The organism is Saccharopolyspora soli (genome assembly GCF_022678645.1).
GTDB lineage: Bacteria > Actinomycetota > Actinomycetes > Mycobacteriales > Pseudonocardiaceae > Saccharopolyspora > Saccharopolyspora soli.
In genome coordinates, this window is the sequence record NZ_JALBWV010000024.1 from 24,104 (window position 1) to 39,863 (window position 15,760).

20 protein-coding genes are annotated in these 15,760 nt (G+C 69.2%); 13 read left to right on the top strand and 7 right to left on the bottom strand.

Features of this window, described 5'->3' with window-relative positions; genetic code table 11:
- Positions 1-39 precede the first annotated feature (39 nt).
- The 9 genes from MOQ72_RS19380 to MOQ72_RS19420 all read left to right on the top strand — a co-directional run bounded on the left by MOQ72_RS19380 (position 40) and on the right by MOQ72_RS19420 (position 7,039).
- A complete protein-coding gene (locus tag MOQ72_RS19380; RefSeq protein WP_242185259.1) occupies positions 40-432 on the top strand; it encodes a GntR family transcriptional regulator in 393 nt (130 codons plus the stop codon).
- Positions 429-1,304: an ABC transporter ATP-binding protein gene (locus MOQ72_RS19385; protein WP_242185260.1), complete on the top strand. Its 876-nt coding sequence runs from the start codon at positions 429-431 to the stop codon at positions 1,302-1,304. Before MOQ72_RS19380 ends, MOQ72_RS19385 begins: the two co-directional genes overlap by 4 nt.
- Positions 1,301-2,161 (top strand): ABC-2 membrane transporter-related protein, encoded by an 861-nt coding sequence (locus MOQ72_RS19390; protein ID WP_242185261.1) that lies wholly within the window; start codon positions 1,301-1,303, stop codon positions 2,159-2,161. Before MOQ72_RS19385 ends, MOQ72_RS19390 begins: the two co-directional genes overlap by 4 nt.
- Before the next feature lie 72 nt (positions 2,162-2,233).
- A complete protein-coding gene (locus tag MOQ72_RS19395; RefSeq protein WP_242185262.1) occupies positions 2,234-3,166 on the top strand; it encodes an ABC-2 membrane transporter-related protein in 933 nt (310 codons plus the stop codon).
- 33 nt (positions 3,167-3,199) lie between these two features.
- The gene (locus MOQ72_RS19400; RefSeq protein ID WP_242185263.1) at positions 3,200-3,955 is read left to right on the top strand and encodes a S1 family peptidase; all 756 of its coding nucleotides are present in this window, start codon (positions 3,200-3,202) and stop codon (positions 3,953-3,955) included.
- Positions 3,956-4,110: 155 nt separating this feature from the next.
- A complete protein-coding gene (locus tag MOQ72_RS19405; RefSeq protein WP_242185365.1) occupies positions 4,111-4,803 on the top strand; it encodes a TtfA family protein in 693 nt (230 codons plus the stop codon).
- 135 nt (positions 4,804-4,938) lie between these two features.
- On the top strand, positions 4,939-5,712 hold the full coding sequence (locus tag MOQ72_RS19410; RefSeq protein WP_242185264.1) for an SDR family NAD(P)-dependent oxidoreductase: 774 nt from the start codon (positions 4,939-4,941) through the stop codon (positions 5,710-5,712).
- 137 nt (positions 5,713-5,849) lie between these two features.
- Entirely contained in the window at positions 5,850-6,398 is a 549-nt protein-coding gene (locus MOQ72_RS19415; protein WP_242185265.1) for an orotate phosphoribosyltransferase, read from the top strand.
- On the top strand, positions 6,395-7,039 hold the full coding sequence (locus MOQ72_RS19420) for a TrmH family RNA methyltransferase (RefSeq protein ID WP_242185266.1): 645 nt from the start codon (positions 6,395-6,397) through the stop codon (positions 7,037-7,039). Before MOQ72_RS19415 ends, MOQ72_RS19420 begins: the two co-directional genes overlap by 4 nt.
- A gap of 74 nt (positions 7,040-7,113) precedes the next feature.
- On the opposite strand, the gene MOQ72_RS19425 is transcribed toward MOQ72_RS19420, so the two are convergent.
- The 5 genes from MOQ72_RS19425 to MOQ72_RS19445 form a co-directional block, all read right to left on the bottom strand.
- A complete protein-coding gene (locus MOQ72_RS19425) occupies positions 7,114-7,797 on the bottom strand; it encodes a DedA family protein (RefSeq protein WP_242185269.1) in 684 nt (227 codons plus the stop codon).
- Positions 7,798-7,935: 138 nt separating this feature from the next.
- Positions 7,936-8,139, bottom strand: a complete 204-nt coding sequence (locus tag MOQ72_RS19430; protein ID WP_242185270.1) for a hypothetical protein — start codon at positions 8,137-8,139, stop codon at positions 7,936-7,938.
- Between the two features lie 137 nt (positions 8,140-8,276).
- Positions 8,277-9,428, bottom strand: coding sequence for an N-acetylglucosamine-6-phosphate deacetylase (nagA, locus tag MOQ72_RS19435; RefSeq protein ID WP_242185271.1), 1,152 nt, complete (start codon positions 9,426-9,428; stop codon positions 8,277-8,279).
- Positions 9,425-10,351: an ROK family protein gene (locus tag MOQ72_RS19440; RefSeq protein ID WP_242185272.1), complete on the bottom strand. Its 927-nt coding sequence runs from the start codon at positions 10,349-10,351 to the stop codon at positions 9,425-9,427. Before MOQ72_RS19440 ends, nagA begins: the two co-directional genes overlap by 4 nt.
- Before the next feature lie 84 nt (positions 10,352-10,435).
- Positions 10,436-11,008, bottom strand: coding sequence for a SigE family RNA polymerase sigma factor (locus MOQ72_RS19445; RefSeq protein WP_242185273.1), 573 nt, complete (start codon positions 11,006-11,008; stop codon positions 10,436-10,438).
- Between the two features lie 91 nt (positions 11,009-11,099).
- Between MOQ72_RS19445 and MOQ72_RS19450 the strand changes: the two genes are divergently transcribed.
- From MOQ72_RS19450 to MOQ72_RS19465, 4 genes are all read left to right on the top strand, one after another.
- The gene (locus MOQ72_RS19450; RefSeq protein WP_242185274.1) at positions 11,100-11,378 is read left to right on the top strand and encodes a YciI family protein; all 279 of its coding nucleotides are present in this window, start codon (positions 11,100-11,102) and stop codon (positions 11,376-11,378) included.
- Positions 11,379-11,587: 209 nt separating this feature from the next.
- The gene (fbaA, locus tag MOQ72_RS19455) at positions 11,588-12,622 is read left to right on the top strand and encodes a class II fructose-bisphosphate aldolase (protein ID WP_242185275.1); all 1,035 of its coding nucleotides are present in this window, start codon (positions 11,588-11,590) and stop codon (positions 12,620-12,622) included.
- Between the two features lie 370 nt (positions 12,623-12,992).
- Complete coding sequence (locus MOQ72_RS19460) at positions 12,993-13,403, top strand: DUF3151 domain-containing protein (protein WP_242185276.1); 411 nt, start codon at positions 12,993-12,995, stop codon at positions 13,401-13,403.
- A 121-nt stretch (positions 13,404-13,524) separates the two neighbouring features.
- A complete protein-coding gene (locus MOQ72_RS19465) occupies positions 13,525-14,619 on the top strand; it encodes an FUSC family protein (RefSeq protein WP_242185278.1) in 1,095 nt (364 codons plus the stop codon).
- On the opposite strand, the gene MOQ72_RS19470 is transcribed toward MOQ72_RS19465, so the two are convergent.
- Both MOQ72_RS19470 and MOQ72_RS19475 read right to left on the bottom strand, forming a co-directional pair.
- A complete protein-coding gene (locus tag MOQ72_RS19470) occupies positions 14,620-14,907 on the bottom strand; it encodes a hypothetical protein (RefSeq protein ID WP_242185280.1) in 288 nt (95 codons plus the stop codon).
- Between the two features lie 191 nt (positions 14,908-15,098).
- Positions 15,099-15,737 (bottom strand): HNH endonuclease family protein, encoded by a 639-nt coding sequence (locus tag MOQ72_RS19475; protein WP_242185281.1) that lies wholly within the window; start codon positions 15,735-15,737, stop codon positions 15,099-15,101.
- Between the last annotated feature and the right edge of the window lie 23 nt (positions 15,738-15,760).

The following is a 15,760-nucleotide window of genomic DNA, read 5'->3' on the forward strand; positions in this document are numbered from 1 at the left end:
ATCCTATGGTCATAGGTAAATAGAGATTGGAGCGAGTGCTTGATCGAGTTCCGGGTCGACACGGGATCGGGCGTGCCGCCGTACCGGCAGCTCGTGCACCAGGTCGAGCACGCCCTCCGGCTCGGGCAGCTGCGCGTCGGGGATCGGCTGCCCACCGTCAAGGAAGTCGCGAAGAACCTGGTCATCAACCCCAACACGGTGTTGAAGGCGTATCGCGAGCTGGAGCACAAGGGGCTGGCGAAGGGGCGCCCCGGCCAGGGCACGTTCATCGAACAGGGCCTGACCGGGCTGCCCGCGGAGAAGCAGGCCGAACTGCGCGTCGGCCTGGAGAAGTGGTTGGCGGCCGCCTACCAGGCGGGCATGGACGCCGAGGGCATCGCCGCGATGGTCGCGACGGTGCTCCACGAGAACCGATCTGAGGGGAAGTCTTGACCGAGATAGCGATCAGAACCACTGGACTGGGCAAGCGCTTCCGGCGGAAGTGGGCGCTGCGCAACTGCACCATCGAGATCCCCGCGGGCCGGGTGGTCGGCCTCGTCGGCCCGAACGGTGCGGGCAAGTCCACGCTGATGAACCTGACGGTCGGCCTGCTGAGCCAGACCGAGGGGCAGTTGGAGGTGCTCGGTGATCAGGTGCGGCCGAACACCGTGCTGCACCGGGTCGCCTACCTCGACCAGGAGCACTCGATGTACCGGAACTTCCGGGTGCACGAGATGCTCAAGGCCGGGCGGCTGCTGAACCGCCACTGGAACCAGCAGATCGCCACCGAGCGGCTGTCCGAATTGGACATAGCGCTGGACGCCAAGGTCGGCGAGCTCTCCGGCGGTCAGCGGGCACAGGTCGCGCTCGCGCTGGCCCTGGCGAAGGAACCCGACCTGCTGATCCTGGACGAGCCGGTGGCCAGCCTGGATCCGTTGGCGCGGCGGGAGATGATGTCGACGCTGATGGCGGCGAAGGCTGACCGGGACTGCACCGTGGTGCTGTCCTCGCACGTGGTCTCCGAGCTGGAGCGGCTCTGCGACTACCTGATCGTGCTGGACCGCGGCGACGTCAAGCTGATCGGCGACATCGACGATCTGCTGGAGCAGCACCACGTTCTGGTCGGACCGGCGCACGAGGCGGACGCCGTGACCGGCGAGGTCGTGCACCGGGAGGATCGCGGCGACCGGATTTCCCTGCTGGTGCGGGGGAATCGCCCGAGCCCCGGCCCGTCCTGCGACGTTCAGCGCGTCAACCTGGAATCGCTGGTCATGCGGTACCTGACGACGTCGGCGCCGGAGCGGGTTCGAGAGGTCGCCGCGTGACCTGGTTGACCTGGCGGCAGCACCGACTCGGCCTGGCTGGTTTCGCTGCTGTTTTCCTCGGCCTGGTGGTGCTCTACGCGTTCGCCGAATCGCTGGACGCCGACGCCTGGAGCGTCTACACGGCGGCGTACGGGTTCTCGCGTCTGGTCAAGTTCGGCGAGGATCTCGGCAACGTCCTGCTCCTGCTGCCGCTGCTCGTCGGCATGTTCGCGGGTGCTCCGCTGGTGTCCCGGGAGTTGGAGCACAACACCTTCCGCTACGCCTGGACCCAGGGCGTCTCCACCAGCCATTGGTTGTGCACCAAGGTGTTCCTGGTCGGGAGCGCGGTCCTGGTGCTCAGCACGGTTTACGCGGGCGCGCACATGATGTGGTTCGAGCCGATGGCCGCCGAAGTTGGTTGGTTCCGCTTCTTCAACCAGGCCGTCCCGGTGTTCCCGGCGAGCTGCCTGTTCGCCTTCGCGTTGGGCGTTCTCGCCGGGGCGCTGCTCAAGCGCACGGTGCCCGCGATGGCGGTGACGCTGGTCGGCGGAGCCGCCGTCTTCTTGGCGGTGGCCCTGCTGCTGCGGCCCAACTACCTTGCGCCGATGACCTTGAACCGGCCGGTCGGAGCGCCGGGCGAATCCGCTGATCCGCTCGACGGCGCCTACCACCTCGGTTCCGTTTACCGCGACGTGATGGGCAACATCAGCGGCTCGATGGCCTGGCACCACGGTGATCCGCCACCGGTCCAGATCGTCACCTACCACCCGGCGGACCGCTTCTGGCCGTTCCAATTCATCGAGGCGGGGATCTACCTCGCGCTGACCACCGCTTTCCTGGCGCTGGCCGTCGTCTGGCTGCGCCGCAAACTCAGCTGAACTCTTTCCGGACGAATCGAGGGCGCGAACCGCGCCCCGACCGGTGCTGCCCGCAACATCGGAGGTAGATACATGATCTGGTTGACCTGGCGACAACATCGGTTCACGATCGCCGCCTTGGGCGTGATCCTGGTCGGCTTCGCCGGTTGGTTGCTGTTCATGGGCAACGGATTGCGGGAATCGCTGGGCCCGGTCGAACTGGCCGACTGCATCGGCATAGGCGTTGCCATGAATTGCGGCGAGTATGCGTCGTCGATCAGCATGCTGACCCTGCTGGGCAGCACACTGCTGCCCTTGCTACCTGCGCTGATCGGCGCGTTCGTCGGTGCGCCGATGCTCTCGCGCGAGTTCGAGCAGCGCACCTTCCGCTACGCCTGGACGCAGGGCATCTCGCGGGAACACTGGCTGTTCAGCAAGGTGTTCCTACTCGGTGGCGTCGTCGTGGCGCTCAGTGCGGTGTTCTCGGGCGCGTACATGTGGTTCTACCAACCGGCAGTGGCGGAGTGGGGACGCTTCGACACCTTCACGCTTTCGATGCCGGTCTTCCCCGCGATGTGCCTGTTCGGTTTCGCGCTCGGCGTCATCGCGGGCACCCTCTTCAAACACCTGCTCATCGGCATGGCCGTCTCGCTGGCCGGTTTCCTCGCCGTCTTGCTGCCCGTCGTGGGCTGGCTCCGGGCGCACTACATGACGCCGGAGCGCATCACCCCGGACCAGTACCCCGGCGCGCGTTCCGGCTGGCTCACCAGCATCGTCTTCCGGGCACCCAGCGGTGCAGAGGGTGACGTCTTCGAATCGCTCCGGCTCGCTGGCATCCCGTACTCGACCGGAATCGGCTCCGCCGAGTACGAAGAGTTGGAGCAGGCCGGATTCACGCAAACGCTGCTCGTCCAGCCGAGCGACCGGTTCTGGACGTTCCAGTTCATCGAGTCCGGCATATTCCTCGCGCTCACCGCGGTCTGCGTCAGTTCGGCGATCTGGTTGCTGCGGCGCAAGAACGTCTGACCCGAAGGGAAGACAATGCGAATTGGGAAATTGTTGGCTGCTGCCTTGGGCGCGGTGTTCGCCGGGGTGCTCACAGCGGGAAGTGCGCAGGCGATCGTCGGTGGCGGTCCGGCGGACGAGGCGTATCCGTTCATGGCGTCGTTGCAGATGCCCGGCGAACCAAGGTTCCACTGTGGAGCGACCCTGATCGACGAGCGGTGGCTGTTGACCGCCGGGCACTGCGTGGACTCCGTCGAACCAGGGCAGCTGACCGTCCGCATCGGTAGTCCGGATCGCACTGAGGGCGGCGAGGAACGCCGGATCACCGAGAAGGTCCTGCACCCGCAGTACAAGAAGGAGTTCCTGGCGCAGTACGACTTCGCGCTGCTGGCGCTCGACCGTCCCGTGGACCTGCCGACCGTGGCGATCGCGGAGTCCGCGCAGGTCGCGGGCAAGGACACGCGGCTGATCGGTTGGGGCCGGGAGTGCAGCGAGTTGGAGTGCGGGGAGATCCCGGTGTTCCCGCGTGCGCTGAAGCAGCTGGACACCGAGGTGGGGGCCGATGCGGAGTGCGCCAACACCGACGGCAGCGTCGACTTGTGCGTGCGCGGTTTCGGCGGCGAGTCCATGTGCCAGGGCGACTCCGGTGGTCCGGCGTTGATCCGCGACTCGGCCGGGCGTTGGGAGCAGATCGGCGTCGTGAGCCGGTTCGGCGGTGCCGAGCCGACGGACATCTGCGGCGGCGAGCCCGACATCTACGCCGATCCGGTGGCGGTCCGGGACTGGATCGACCAGCAGATCGGCGTTTGACCCAACTGGTCGGCGGCTCGGCCGGGACGCGCCACCCGGCCGGACCGCTCTTCTCGTTTTCCCAGGTCAGTGACAGCCAATGGTGCGGTTCCGCGCTGGATGTCCAGCTGATCTTCGTGTTGCGCGGTGATCGGACTACCCTGCGCACTGTGGGCATACCTGCGTGGGTCTGGTTCGTCATCGCTGTCGTCGCGATCGGTGCGGGTGTAGCGCTGCTGATCGCCGATCGGTCGCAGCGCACCTCGAACAACCGGGAACGGCGCCGCTGGGCGGCGCTGCGCGGCTGGCAGTTCGCCGAGGCCGACCAAGTCCTGCCGACCCGGTGGGACCGCGGCGTGCTCGCCCAGTACAGCAGCGTGACCGCGGTCGACGTGGTGGCCGGGTCGACGTTCACCGCCGATGGACGGCGCCAGGTGTACGTCCTCGACCTCGACGTCAGCGGCAAGACCGCTGCGGTGCTGGTCGCGATTCGCTGTCGGCGGGCCGCCCCGGCCACCATCGAGCTCTGGCTGCCGGACGTGCCGGTGCCGCAGGACTCCGGACTCGACCTGCTCGGCCCGGTCGGGTCCCGGTACGCCTTCGTCACCGAGGTGGCCGCCGCCCGGCCGCTGGTGACGCCGGATCTGGTGGACGCCACCGAGGAGATCGGCCACGACGTCACCGTGGTGTGGTTGGAGAACGACTGGGTGCTCGCGGCGCTGCACCCGGAGGACGCGGACCCGGCGCGGCTGGAGCGACTGCTGCGCGACCTCGGCGAACTCGCCGACCTGGTCGACCCGTTCGACACCGACCCGAACGAGGAGGAGACGCCAGCCCAGGCGGAGTCCTCCTCTGAACACCAGCGCTGATCCGCCCGCGGTCGTGAGCGGTTTCGGCTGCTAGGACGACCAGAACCACTCACGACTGCAGGTGCTCGGGCGCCGCGCCGATGCGGGAGCCGAGCCCTTCCGGGCGCTGGGGGAACCCTTCGGTAGGTTCGGCGCATGGCTACCGCACTCGTCACCGGCGCCACGGCAGGCATCGGGCGCGCCTTCGCCCGCCGACTCGCCGCGGAGGGCCACGACATGGTCCTGGTGGCCCGTGACATCCAACGGCTCGCCGAACTCACCGACCGCCTGCAGGCCCGGCACAACGTCCGGGTCGAAGTGCTCCCGGCCGACCTGGCCGACGCCGAGCAGCGGGCCAAGGTCGAGCAGCGCCTCGCCGACGACCGACGACCGGTCGATCTGCTGGTCAACAACGCCGGGTTCGGCACTTCGGGCTCGTTCTGGGACGCCCCCGCCTCGGAGCTGCAACGGCAGCTCGACGTCAACGTGGCCGCCGTGCTGGCGTTGACCCACGCTGCGGTGCGGGGCATGCGGGAGCGCGGCCGCGGCGACGTGATCAACGTGTCCAGCATCTCCGGGTTCTTCCCGGTATCGGGGTCGACCTACGCGGCGACGAAGGCGTACGTGACCGTGCTCTCCGAAGGGCTGTCGGTCGCGCTGGCCGGATCCGGTGTGCGGGTCATGGCACTGTGCCCCGGCTTCACCCGGACCGAGTTCCACCAGCGGGCCGGGCTGGAGATGGGGCGGCTGCCCAAGGCGTTCTGGTTGCAGGCCGACCAGGTGGTGCACGAGGCATTGGCCGACCTGCGCCGGGGCAAGGCCGTGTCGGTGCCGGGCGTGCAGTACAAGGCGCTCGTCGCCCTCGGCCGGTTGGTGCCGCAGAAGTTGCAGCGCATGATCGTGACCCGCACCGTCCCAGGCCGCACCTGACTCGACCCCATTCAGGTGAGGGGTGAGGGGCACCCTTTACCAAGTAAGTTGGTAAAGGGTGCCCCTCACCCCGTTTCCGCCACCTCGCGGCACCGGAGCGGTAGGGGGTGGGCACCCTGCCGGTATGCTGAAAACTCGTGGTCAAAGTGGATGAACAGCAGCGCACCGAGCTCGCCCGCATCGTCCGGGAGATCGCCGTCGTGCACGGTCGGGTCACGCTGGCCTCCGGCAAGGAAGCGGACTACTACGTCGATCTCCGTCGCGCGACGCTGCATCACCGGGCGGCGCCGCTGATCGGTGACCTGTTGCGCCAGCTCACCGCCGACTGGGAGTACGCGGCCGTCGGCGGCCTCACCCTCGGTGCCGACCCCGTTGCCATCGCGATGATGCACTCCGAAGGGCCCGCGCTGGATTCCTTCGTGGTGCGCAAGGGCACCAAGGCGCACGGCATGCAGCGGCTCATCGAAGGCCCGGACGTCACGGGTCGCCGAGTGCTCGCCGTCGAGGACACCTCGACCACCGGCGGCAGCGTCCTCACGGCGGTCGAAGCACTGCGCTCGGTGGACGCCGAGGTCGTCGGAGTGGCCACTGTGGTCGACCGCGACACCGGGGCGCGCGAGGCGATCGAGGCCGCCGGGCTGCCGTACCGCTCGCTGCTGGGTCTGGCGGATCTCGGGTTGGCGTGAACGAGGACGTCGGCCCCACCGAGTGGGGCAGCACCGTCGGAGTCGGCCCGTGGTCCGGCCCGTGGCCGACCGACGAGCGCTACGACCCGGAGCTGCTGGAGCACGGCGACCGGCGCAACGTCGTCGACCACTACCGCTACTGGCGGCGCGAGGCGATCGTCGCCGACCTGGACCAGCGGCGGCACGACTTCCACGTGGCCATCGAGAACTTCCAGCACGACCACAACATCGGCACTGTGGTGCGCACCGCCAACGCGTTCGCCGCGAAGGCGGTGCACATCGTGGGGCGGCGGCGGTGGAACCGGCGCGGCGCGATGGTCACCGACCGGTACCAGCACATCCACCACCACGCCGACCTGGAGTCGCTGCGCGGATACGCGGCCGAGCACGACCTCGCGCTGGTGGCGGTGGACAACGCCGTCGGCGCCCAGCCGATCGAGCGGACCGACCTGCCGCGCCGCTGCGTGCTGCTGTTCGGTCAGGAAGGCCCTGGCCTGCGGGAGGACTCGCGGCGCGGCGCGGATCTGGTGGTCTCGATCGCCCAGTTCGGGTCAACGCGGTCGATCAACGCCGGTGTCGCGGCGGGAGTTGTGATGCACACGTGGGTCCAGCAGCACGCCAACCTCGCCGAAGCCTGGTGAGTCCCGAATCGGGACGCCTCGGAATGCGAAACCGGCACCGGCCCGGTGGGCGCGGTGCCGGTTCGGACTGCCGGTCAGTTGGCGGCGTTGCGGGCCTTTTCGCGGCGGCCCTTCACGTACTCGATGATGATCGGGATGATCGAGATCAGCACGATCACGATCGCCATCACCTCAAGGTTGTTCTTGATCCACGGGATGTTGCCCAGGAAGAAGCCGAGCACCGTCATGCTCACCGTCCACGCGACACCGCCGATCGCGGAGTAGGTGAAGAACTTCCGCTGGTCCATCCGCGCGACACCGGCGACCGCCGTGATGAAGGTCCGCACGATCGGGACGAACCGGGCCAGGATGATCGCCCGCGCCCCGTAGCGCTCGAAGAACTCGTGGGTCTTTTCCACGTGTTCGCGTTTGAACAGCTTCGAGTCCGGTTTGTTGAACATCGCCGGGCCGACCTTGCGGCCGATCCAGTACCCCGTCACGTTGCCCACGAACGCGCAAACCGCCAGCAGCAGGCAGACCAACCAGATCGGGGTGTCGATCGCGCCGGTGGCGACGAACAGACCGGTGACGAACAACAACGAGTCACCCGGCAGGAAGAACCCGATGAGCAGGCCGCATTCGGCGAAGATGATCAGGCACACGCCGATCAGGGCGAAGGGGCCCATGGACTCGATGATGTGTTCCGGATCCAGCCAGTCCGGCAGCAGCGCGAGCGCGGGAGTGGCGGCGTTGACAATCGCGGGCAATTCGGTCGTCACGCCTGCCAACGGTACCGTGGCCGCCGCCGCGCCAATTCTCGGGCGAGCAACCCGCCGAATTCGCAGGGCAGCGCGCCGATCATCAGGTACCGCGTGGCGACGGAAAGTGGGCGGTTCTCGGGAGTTCTGCCGCCGTTCTCACCCGGCCGGGTAGAACAAGGTGAGCAGTCCGGCGATGCCGCCAGCCAACAGTCCGAGCAACACAGCGAACAGCAGGACCCCGAGGACCGGCAACCGCTTTCGAGGCGGCGCGGCGTTAGGTGGCACGGCCAAGCCCGGACTGCCACCGGCCTGCGCACGCAGTGCGGCGGCGAGCAGGTTGGCGGGGTCTTGTCGAGTCACGCCCCGAGCGTAGCGAGGTGGCGGACGGTGCGTCACCTACCAGCACATCGTCGGCAGCGCCCCACCTCGCAGACGAAGTCGTGAGTGCTAAAACCGGCTCAACCGGCTTTCGCACTCACGACCAAACTGCGAGGTCGTCAGCTCGGTTTGGTCAGCCAGGTGCCGTTCTTCAGCACCGCGTGCAGGTTCAGGGCCTCGTCCAGGACGACCAGGTCCGCCGCGAGGCCGGGGCGGATTTCGCCGATCTCCTCGCCGAGGCCGAGCAGTTGCGCGGGCTTGGTCGCCGAGGCCGCGACCGCTTCCGGCACCGTCAGCCCGCAGGTCTTGACGAGGTTGCGGAACGCCACATCCATCGTCAACGTGCTGCCCGCCAGCGAACCGTCCGCCAGGCGCGGCTCGCCGTCGGTCACGGTGACCGGCAGTTTGCCCAGCTCGTAGGTGCCGTCACCAGCCTCGGTCGCACTGATGGCGTCGGTGACCAGCACGGTCCGCCCGGTGCCCGCGTGCGAGGCGGCCAGCTTCACCACCGCTGGATGCAGGTGCACCAGGTCGCAGATCAGCTCGACGGTCACCCGCTCGTCCTCCAGCAGAACGCCGATCGGCCCAGGCTCCCGGTGGTGCAGCGGCCGCATGGCGTTGAACAGGTGGGTGGCCACCGTGGCGCCCGCCTCCACCGCGGGCACCACCTGGTCGAGCACGGCATCGGTGTGCCCGACCGCGGCGATCACCCCGTGGTCGACGAGCTGCCGGATGGCGTTCATCGAGTTCGGCAGCTCCGGCGCCAGGGTCACCATCCGGACCGCGCCCCGCCCGGCGTCCAGCAACTGCTGGACCGCCGCGGCTTCCGGCGGCCGGAGGATCGCCGGATCGTGCGCCCCGCAGCGCGCCGCGGACAGGAACGGACCTTCCAGGTGGACGCCCGCCAGCACGCCGTCGGTGACCAGCTCGCCGAGTGCGCTGATCTGCTTGGCCAGGTCGGGTAGCGGCGCCGACACCAGGCTGGCCAGCATCGTCGTGGTGCCGTGGCCGCGGTGCGTGTTGATCGCGGCGTGCGCCTGGTCGACCTCGATGCCGGTGAACGAGCCGCCACCACCCCCGTGGCAGTGGATGTCCACGAAGCCGGGCACCAGCCAGCGTCCAGCGAGGTCGACGGTGCTGGCGGCCTCCGGTGCCGGGCCGGTGCCGACCGCGGTGATCTTCCCACCGGAGACCTGCACCCAGCCGGAGTCCAGCACTCCGCCCGGCGTGACGACCTGCCCACCGGCGAGGATCAGTTCGGGAGCGTTCACGGTGTTTTCAACCCTTCCGTCGCCAGCAGCGCTGCGCCCAGGCAGCCCGCGGTGTCGCCGAGCTCGGCCAGTTTGAGGTGAGGGCGGCGGTGATATGCCGCCAGCATGCCGTCCAATCGAGCGCGCAGCGGCTCGGTGAGCAGATTTCCGGCCTGGGCGAACCCGCCGCCGAGCACGATGCACTCGGGCGCCGCGACCGTCACGAGCACCAGCAGCCCGCGGGCGAGGGCGTCGACCGCGTCCTGCCACACAGCCTGCGCGTCCGGATCGCCCGCCCGCACCGCAGCGGCGACCTCGACGGCCGTGCCGTCCTTGCCGGTGCGTGCCTGGTAGCGCCGAGCAACGGCGGCCGACGACGCCACGGCCTCGACGCAACCACTGCTGCCGCACCCGCACGGTTCGCCGTGCCCGATGTCCACGTGCCCGATCTCGCCAGCGAAGCCGCCCCCGGAGTACAGCCGACCGTCGAGCACCATCGCGGCGGCGATCCCGGTCCCGATCGGCAGCACGACCACGTCGCGCATGCCGCGAGCAGCGCCGAAGCGGACTTCGGCGAGTCCACCGGCGCGCACGTCGTGGCCGAAGCCCAGCGGCAGGTCGATGCGGGCGGCGAGCTGGTCGCGCAGCGGCACGTCCCGCCAACCGAGGTTGGCGGAGAACACCCCGACCCCGTGCGCCTCGTCGACCACGCCAGGCACCACCACGCCCACCGCGTCAACGGCCTCCGCCGCGCCGGTGCGCAGGTCGGACACCAGCTCGGTGACGGCGGCGACGACGTGATCAGCGGTCGCGGCGCCGTCCGAGCCGCGCGGCGTCGGACGGCGCAAGTGCCGCAGCGGGCGGGCGGTGTCGTGGTCCACGGCCACCAGCGCGGCTTTCATCTCGGTACCGCCGACGTCGACGGCGATGGCGTGTGCGGTCACGCCGACGATCCTCCGCTACCGGCGCCCAGTGGTCTACACCAAATCGGTGTGTCGTTCGCCGTGGATTTCGCGGACTTCCCGAGATCAGTTGCCCACGAGCTTCTGCAGGGCCTCCAGGCCGCGGCTCGCGGTCGACTTCACGGTGCCCCGCGACACCCCGGTGACCTCGGCGATCTCCGCCTCCGAGAGGTCGCCGTAGTAACGCAGCACCAGCACTTCGCGCTGCCTGCGGGGCAGCTTGCCCAAGGCGACCACCACCGCCTGGTGCTCGGCGCTCAACATCGCCAGGGATTCGGCGGACCGGGCGTCGGCCTGGTGCGGCGGCTGGTACTCGCGAGCGGTCTTGCGGCGGCGCAGCACCGACCGGCTGCCGTTGACCACCGCGGTCCGCAGGTACCCGATCGCCGCCTTCGCGTCGCGCAACCCGGACCAGTTCCGGTAGAGCCCGGTGAACGCCTCCTGCACCACGTCCTCGGCCGTCGCCGGGTCGTCGACCAGCAGGATCGCCAGCCGCACCATCCGCATCCGCTGCTGGCGGTACAGGTCTTCGAGGTTCAGCGGCCGGGCCGGGATCTCCATGGACGCGCTGTCCAGCGCGCGCAGCTGCCCGAGGGTCTGTTCGACGCTGCGTTCGACGCTGTGCGAATCACCGGCCATGATCGGACAACCTACCGGCTGCCCACCGGCCCGTGTCCCTCGACCGGGTAGCGTCGATGCCGACCGTGATCGATGACGGAGGTGTCTCGGGATGGCCATGTTCGTGGTCGAGTTGGTGTACGGCGCGGACGAGGAACTCCGACTTCGGGTGCGGCCTGCCCACCGGGAGTACTGCCGCGGCCTCGCCGAGCGCGGCGTGCTGCTGGCTGGTGGCCCGTTCGCCGACCAGTTGGGCGCGCAGCTCGTCTACGCGGTGGCCGACGCCGACGAGCTGCGGGAGATCCTCGACGCGGACCCCTACACCGAGGCCGGGGTGATCGCCAAGACCACCATCCGCGAGTGGCAGCTGGTCACCGGGGCGTGGCTGTAGCCGCCGAACCCGCAGCGTGTGAGGATGTACACAGGATTTGTCCGGTTCTGAATCCTGTCACCGGCTTTCCAAAAGTGCCCCGGCTGGGGCACTGTGACGCGAAAGTGTGGCTCCGGGTCGGAAGTGGCCGCTGGTCGCGGACACCGGCTCGTAGGATGCTGCGCAACTCCCCGTCACCACTACCAAACTCCACCCGAGGAGGACGACCGATGCCCATCGCGACCCCCGAGGTCTACGCGGAGATGCTGGACCGGGCGAAGGCTGGCGAATTCGCCTACCCGGCCATCAACGTGACCTCGTCGGAGACGCTAAACGCGGCGCTGCGCGGGTTCGCCGAGGCCGAGAGTGACGGCATCATCCAGATCTCGACCGGTGGCGCCGAGTTCGCCTCCGGCACCAAGGTGAAGGACATGGTCACCGGTGCGACCGCGCTCGCCGAGTTCGCGCACGTGGTCGCCGCGAAGTACCCGGTGAACATCGCGCTGCACACCGACCACTGCCCGAAGGACAAGCTGGACGGCTTCGTCCGGCCGCTGATCCAGATCAGCCAGGAGCGCGTCAGCCGCGGCGAGAACCCGCTGTTCCAGTCGCACATGTGGGACGGCTCCGCCGTCGAGCTGACCGAGAACCTGGAGATCGCCCAGGAACTGCTGGCCGCCACCGCCCAGGCCAAGATCATCCTGGAGTTGGAGGTAGGCGTCGTCGGCGGCGAGGAGGACGGCGTCGCCAACGACATCAACGAGAAGCTCTACACCGCGCCCGGCGACTACGAGCGGACCGTGGACGCGCTCGGCACCGGCGAGAAGGGCCGCTACCTGCTGGCCGCGACGTTCGGCAACGTGCACGGCGTCTACAAGCCGGGCAACGTCAAGCTGCGTCCGGAGATCCTCAAGCAGGGTCAGGACGTGGTGTCCGAGAAGCTCGGCCTGCCCGCTGGCTCGAAGCCGTTCGACCTGGTCTTCCACGGCGGCTCCGGCTCGCTGCTGGAGGAGATCCACGAGGCGGTCTCCTACGGCGTGGTGAAGATGAACATCGACACCGACACCCAGTACGCCTTCACCCGGCCCATCGCGGACCACATGCTGAAGAACTACGACGGCGTGCTGAAGGTCGACGGCGAGGTCGGCAACAAGAAGACCTACGACCCGCGCAGCTACCTGAAGGTGGCGGAGCAGGCGATGGCCGCCCGCGTGGCCCACGCCTGCGAGAACCTCAAGTCCGCAGGCCGCATGCTTGCGGGTTGAGATCTTCCGACGCACCTTGCGTGGCGGTGCGAGTAGCGGAACCTGAGAAGCCTTCTCGACTCCGGGATCCCCGACTTATGTATGTGTCCGATACGCGGCGTCGGGGCTGTCCTCGCGAGAAGGCTTCTCAGAACCCGCGGCGGTGCCGGTTGCTCGGGTGGGCTAAGCGCCTTCGGCGCTTGCGGCGGCTCCCGAGCACTTGAGTCGAGCATCGCGGTGGCGGTTTACCGCTGGAAGCGGCTGCGCCGCTTGCCTGACGTCGACTCGGTGGGATCTGCCTGGTCGCTGCCGTTGTCTGCGGTGTTGATGTCGTACGGCCCGTTCGCCTGGTGGCGTACCGGCCGTCTTCGTACCTGACAGGATTGGGGTCATGACGAGGAACCTGTTGGAACCGCCGGAAACCCTGTTGCCGGAGAACGAGGCCGCGCAGGGCGAGCTGGCCGCGGGCACCGACCCGGCCGAGGTCGCCGCGCACCACCCGACGTTCAGCGCCGCGTGGGCCGCCCTCGCGGAATCGGCGCTGGACGCGGACGAGCACATCGCCGCGTACGCCTACGCGCGCACCGGCTACCACCGCGGCCTGGACGCGCTGCGCAAGGCGGGTTGGAAGGGCTTCGGCCCGGTGCCGTGGCGGCACGTCCCGAACCAGGGCGTGCTGCGGTCGATCGCGGCGCTCGCCAAGGCGGCGCAGGCGATCGGTGAGGACGACGAGTTCGACCGCTGCCGCCAACTGCTCGCCGACAGCGACCCGGCGTCGCTGGAAGCCACCGGCCTGGCCTGATCACCCCGCCAGGCGCGCATCGGGTGAGTGAAGGGCACCTTCGACCGAGTAAGCCGGTCAAAGGTGCCCCTCACCTGAGCCCGCTCTCGGATCCGGCCCAGATCTGAACGACAATGTGCACGTGCACCGACTGCGCGAGGAATTCGTCCGCCGCTTGCGCCGCCTCATGCGCACCGGCGTTCCGATCGTGCAGTGCGCGGTCGCGGCCGGACTCGCGTGGTTCCTGGCCCGGCACGTGTTCGGGCATCCCGCGCCGTTCTTCGCGCCGATCGCCGCGGTCATCTCGCTCGGCGTGTCGTTGGGCCAGCGGATGCGGCGTGCCCTGGAACTGGTGGTCGGGGTCAGCATCGGTATCGGCGTCGGCGACATCCTGATCTCGATCATCGGCACCGGTTCCTGGCAGATCGCGCTGGTCGTCGCGCTGGCCATGAGCACCGCCGTGCTGCTGGACGGCGGTGGCGTGATCGTGCTGCAGGCCGCTTCGTCATCAGTGCTGGTCGCGACGCTGCTGCCCCCTGCCACCGAGGGTGGGCTGACGCGGATGATCGACGCGGCGATCGGTGGGCTGGTCGGCTTCGTCGTCGCCGCGCTGCTGCCCGCCAATCCGCTCGCGGTGGCGCACCGCAACGGACGCCTGGTGCTCGGCGCGCTCGCCGATGCGCTCCGGGGCGTCGGGAACGCGGTGGCGCGGCAGGATCTTGAGATGGCCACCGACGTGCTCGCGAAGGCGCGCAAGAGCCAGCGTTCCGTGGAGGAATTCCGCACCGCGTTGGAGGCCGGGGTGGAGATCGCCCGGTTCGCGCCCATCCGGTGGCGGCGTCGCGGTGACCTGGAACGGTACGCGACAGCGGCGACGCCGATCGACCGTGCGCTGCGGAACACGCGCGTGCTGGCGCGTCGAGCGCTCGCCGCGCTGCGCGACGGCGAGCCGGTGCCACGCCCGCTGCCGGGACTTCTGGAGGAGTTGGCGGGTGCTGTCGTGCTGTTGCGCGACGAGCTGGCCAGCGGGGTCGATCCACTGCAAGCGCGGGAGGCCGCCCGGTCGGTCGCCAAGAAGTCCACAGTGGAGCTCCTCGGCGAAGGGGACTTCTCGATGCAGGTCGTGGTGTTGCAGGTGCGCTCGATCGCGGTGGACCTCCTGCAAGCCACCGGCTTCAGCCGGGTCGAGGCCACTGCCGCGCTCCCACCGCTGCATCCGGAGCAGCAGGCCGAGTGATCAGCCGCGCAGGTGGGCGGTCGGGCGGTTCAGGACCGCGGCCAAGGCGCGGTGCAGCGCGTCGTGATCGCGCTGGTCGTAGAGGTGGCAGTCGGCTGCTGACAACCGGTACCACTCGGCGGCGCCCGCGTAGCGGATCCACACCTTGACATCGCCGCCAGCGCATTCGGTGGCCAGTTCCAGTTCGCCGGTGATCACGCCGACCTCGTCGGTCATCACGCCACCCGGTGGGGCCGTCACCGAGGAACGCAGCACGGCGTCTTGCGGCGGGCCGGTGTGGTCATCCATCGCACTGCCCTCTTCGCGCTGAGCTGGATGTCGCCAGTATGTCCCGCGACTTGCCGAGGTGCAGTTGGGAAGCGGCCCAGCATGCGGGGCGTCCACCTCGATCATCCAGGCAGCCGCTCGACACCCGCAATGTCTGGAGTGGACGGCGCCCCGGCCCGCTGGTGGGCTGGGGCGCCGCTGCGAACCGAGGATCAGCAGCCATCGAGCGCGGTCTGCAGCGCGCCCTTCTCCGCTTCGGTGATGGTCAGCTGGTACTTGTGCTTGGAGGCGACCCACATCGATGCGTACGTGCAGTGGTAGCCCGCCACCGGCGGCATCCACTGGTCCGGGGTCTGGTCGCCCTTCTCCTGGTTGACGTTGTCGGTGACCGCGATCAGCTGCGGGCTGTCCAGGTCGTTGGCGAACGCCTGGCGCTGGTCCTGGGTCCACTGCGCCGCGCCGGAGCGCCACGCGGCGGCCAGCGGCACCACGTGGTCGATGTCCACGTCGGACGGTTGGGTCCAGGTTTCGCCGTCGTACGGGCTGAACCAGCTGCCGGAGGTCGGGTAGCAGTCCGAGCCGACCTGCACGTTGTCCCCGTCGCGCTTGAGCACCGATTCACGGGTGTTGCAGTTGTCCGGCCCCTCGATCCAGTGCGGGAACTTCTCCCGGCTGTAGCCGTCCATCGAGCCTTCCGGGGCGACGGTCAGCTCGGCGAGCTGGGACTTCGCCGCGGCCGGGTCGGGGATGCCGGGGGGCTCGGCGTTGGCTGGCACGGCCAGTGCGAGGCCGAGCAGACCCGCCAAGGGCAGGGCGGTCAGGGTGGCGCGCAACGTTCGGTGGCCTGTCATTGGCTTCCTCCGCGTGAGCGTCT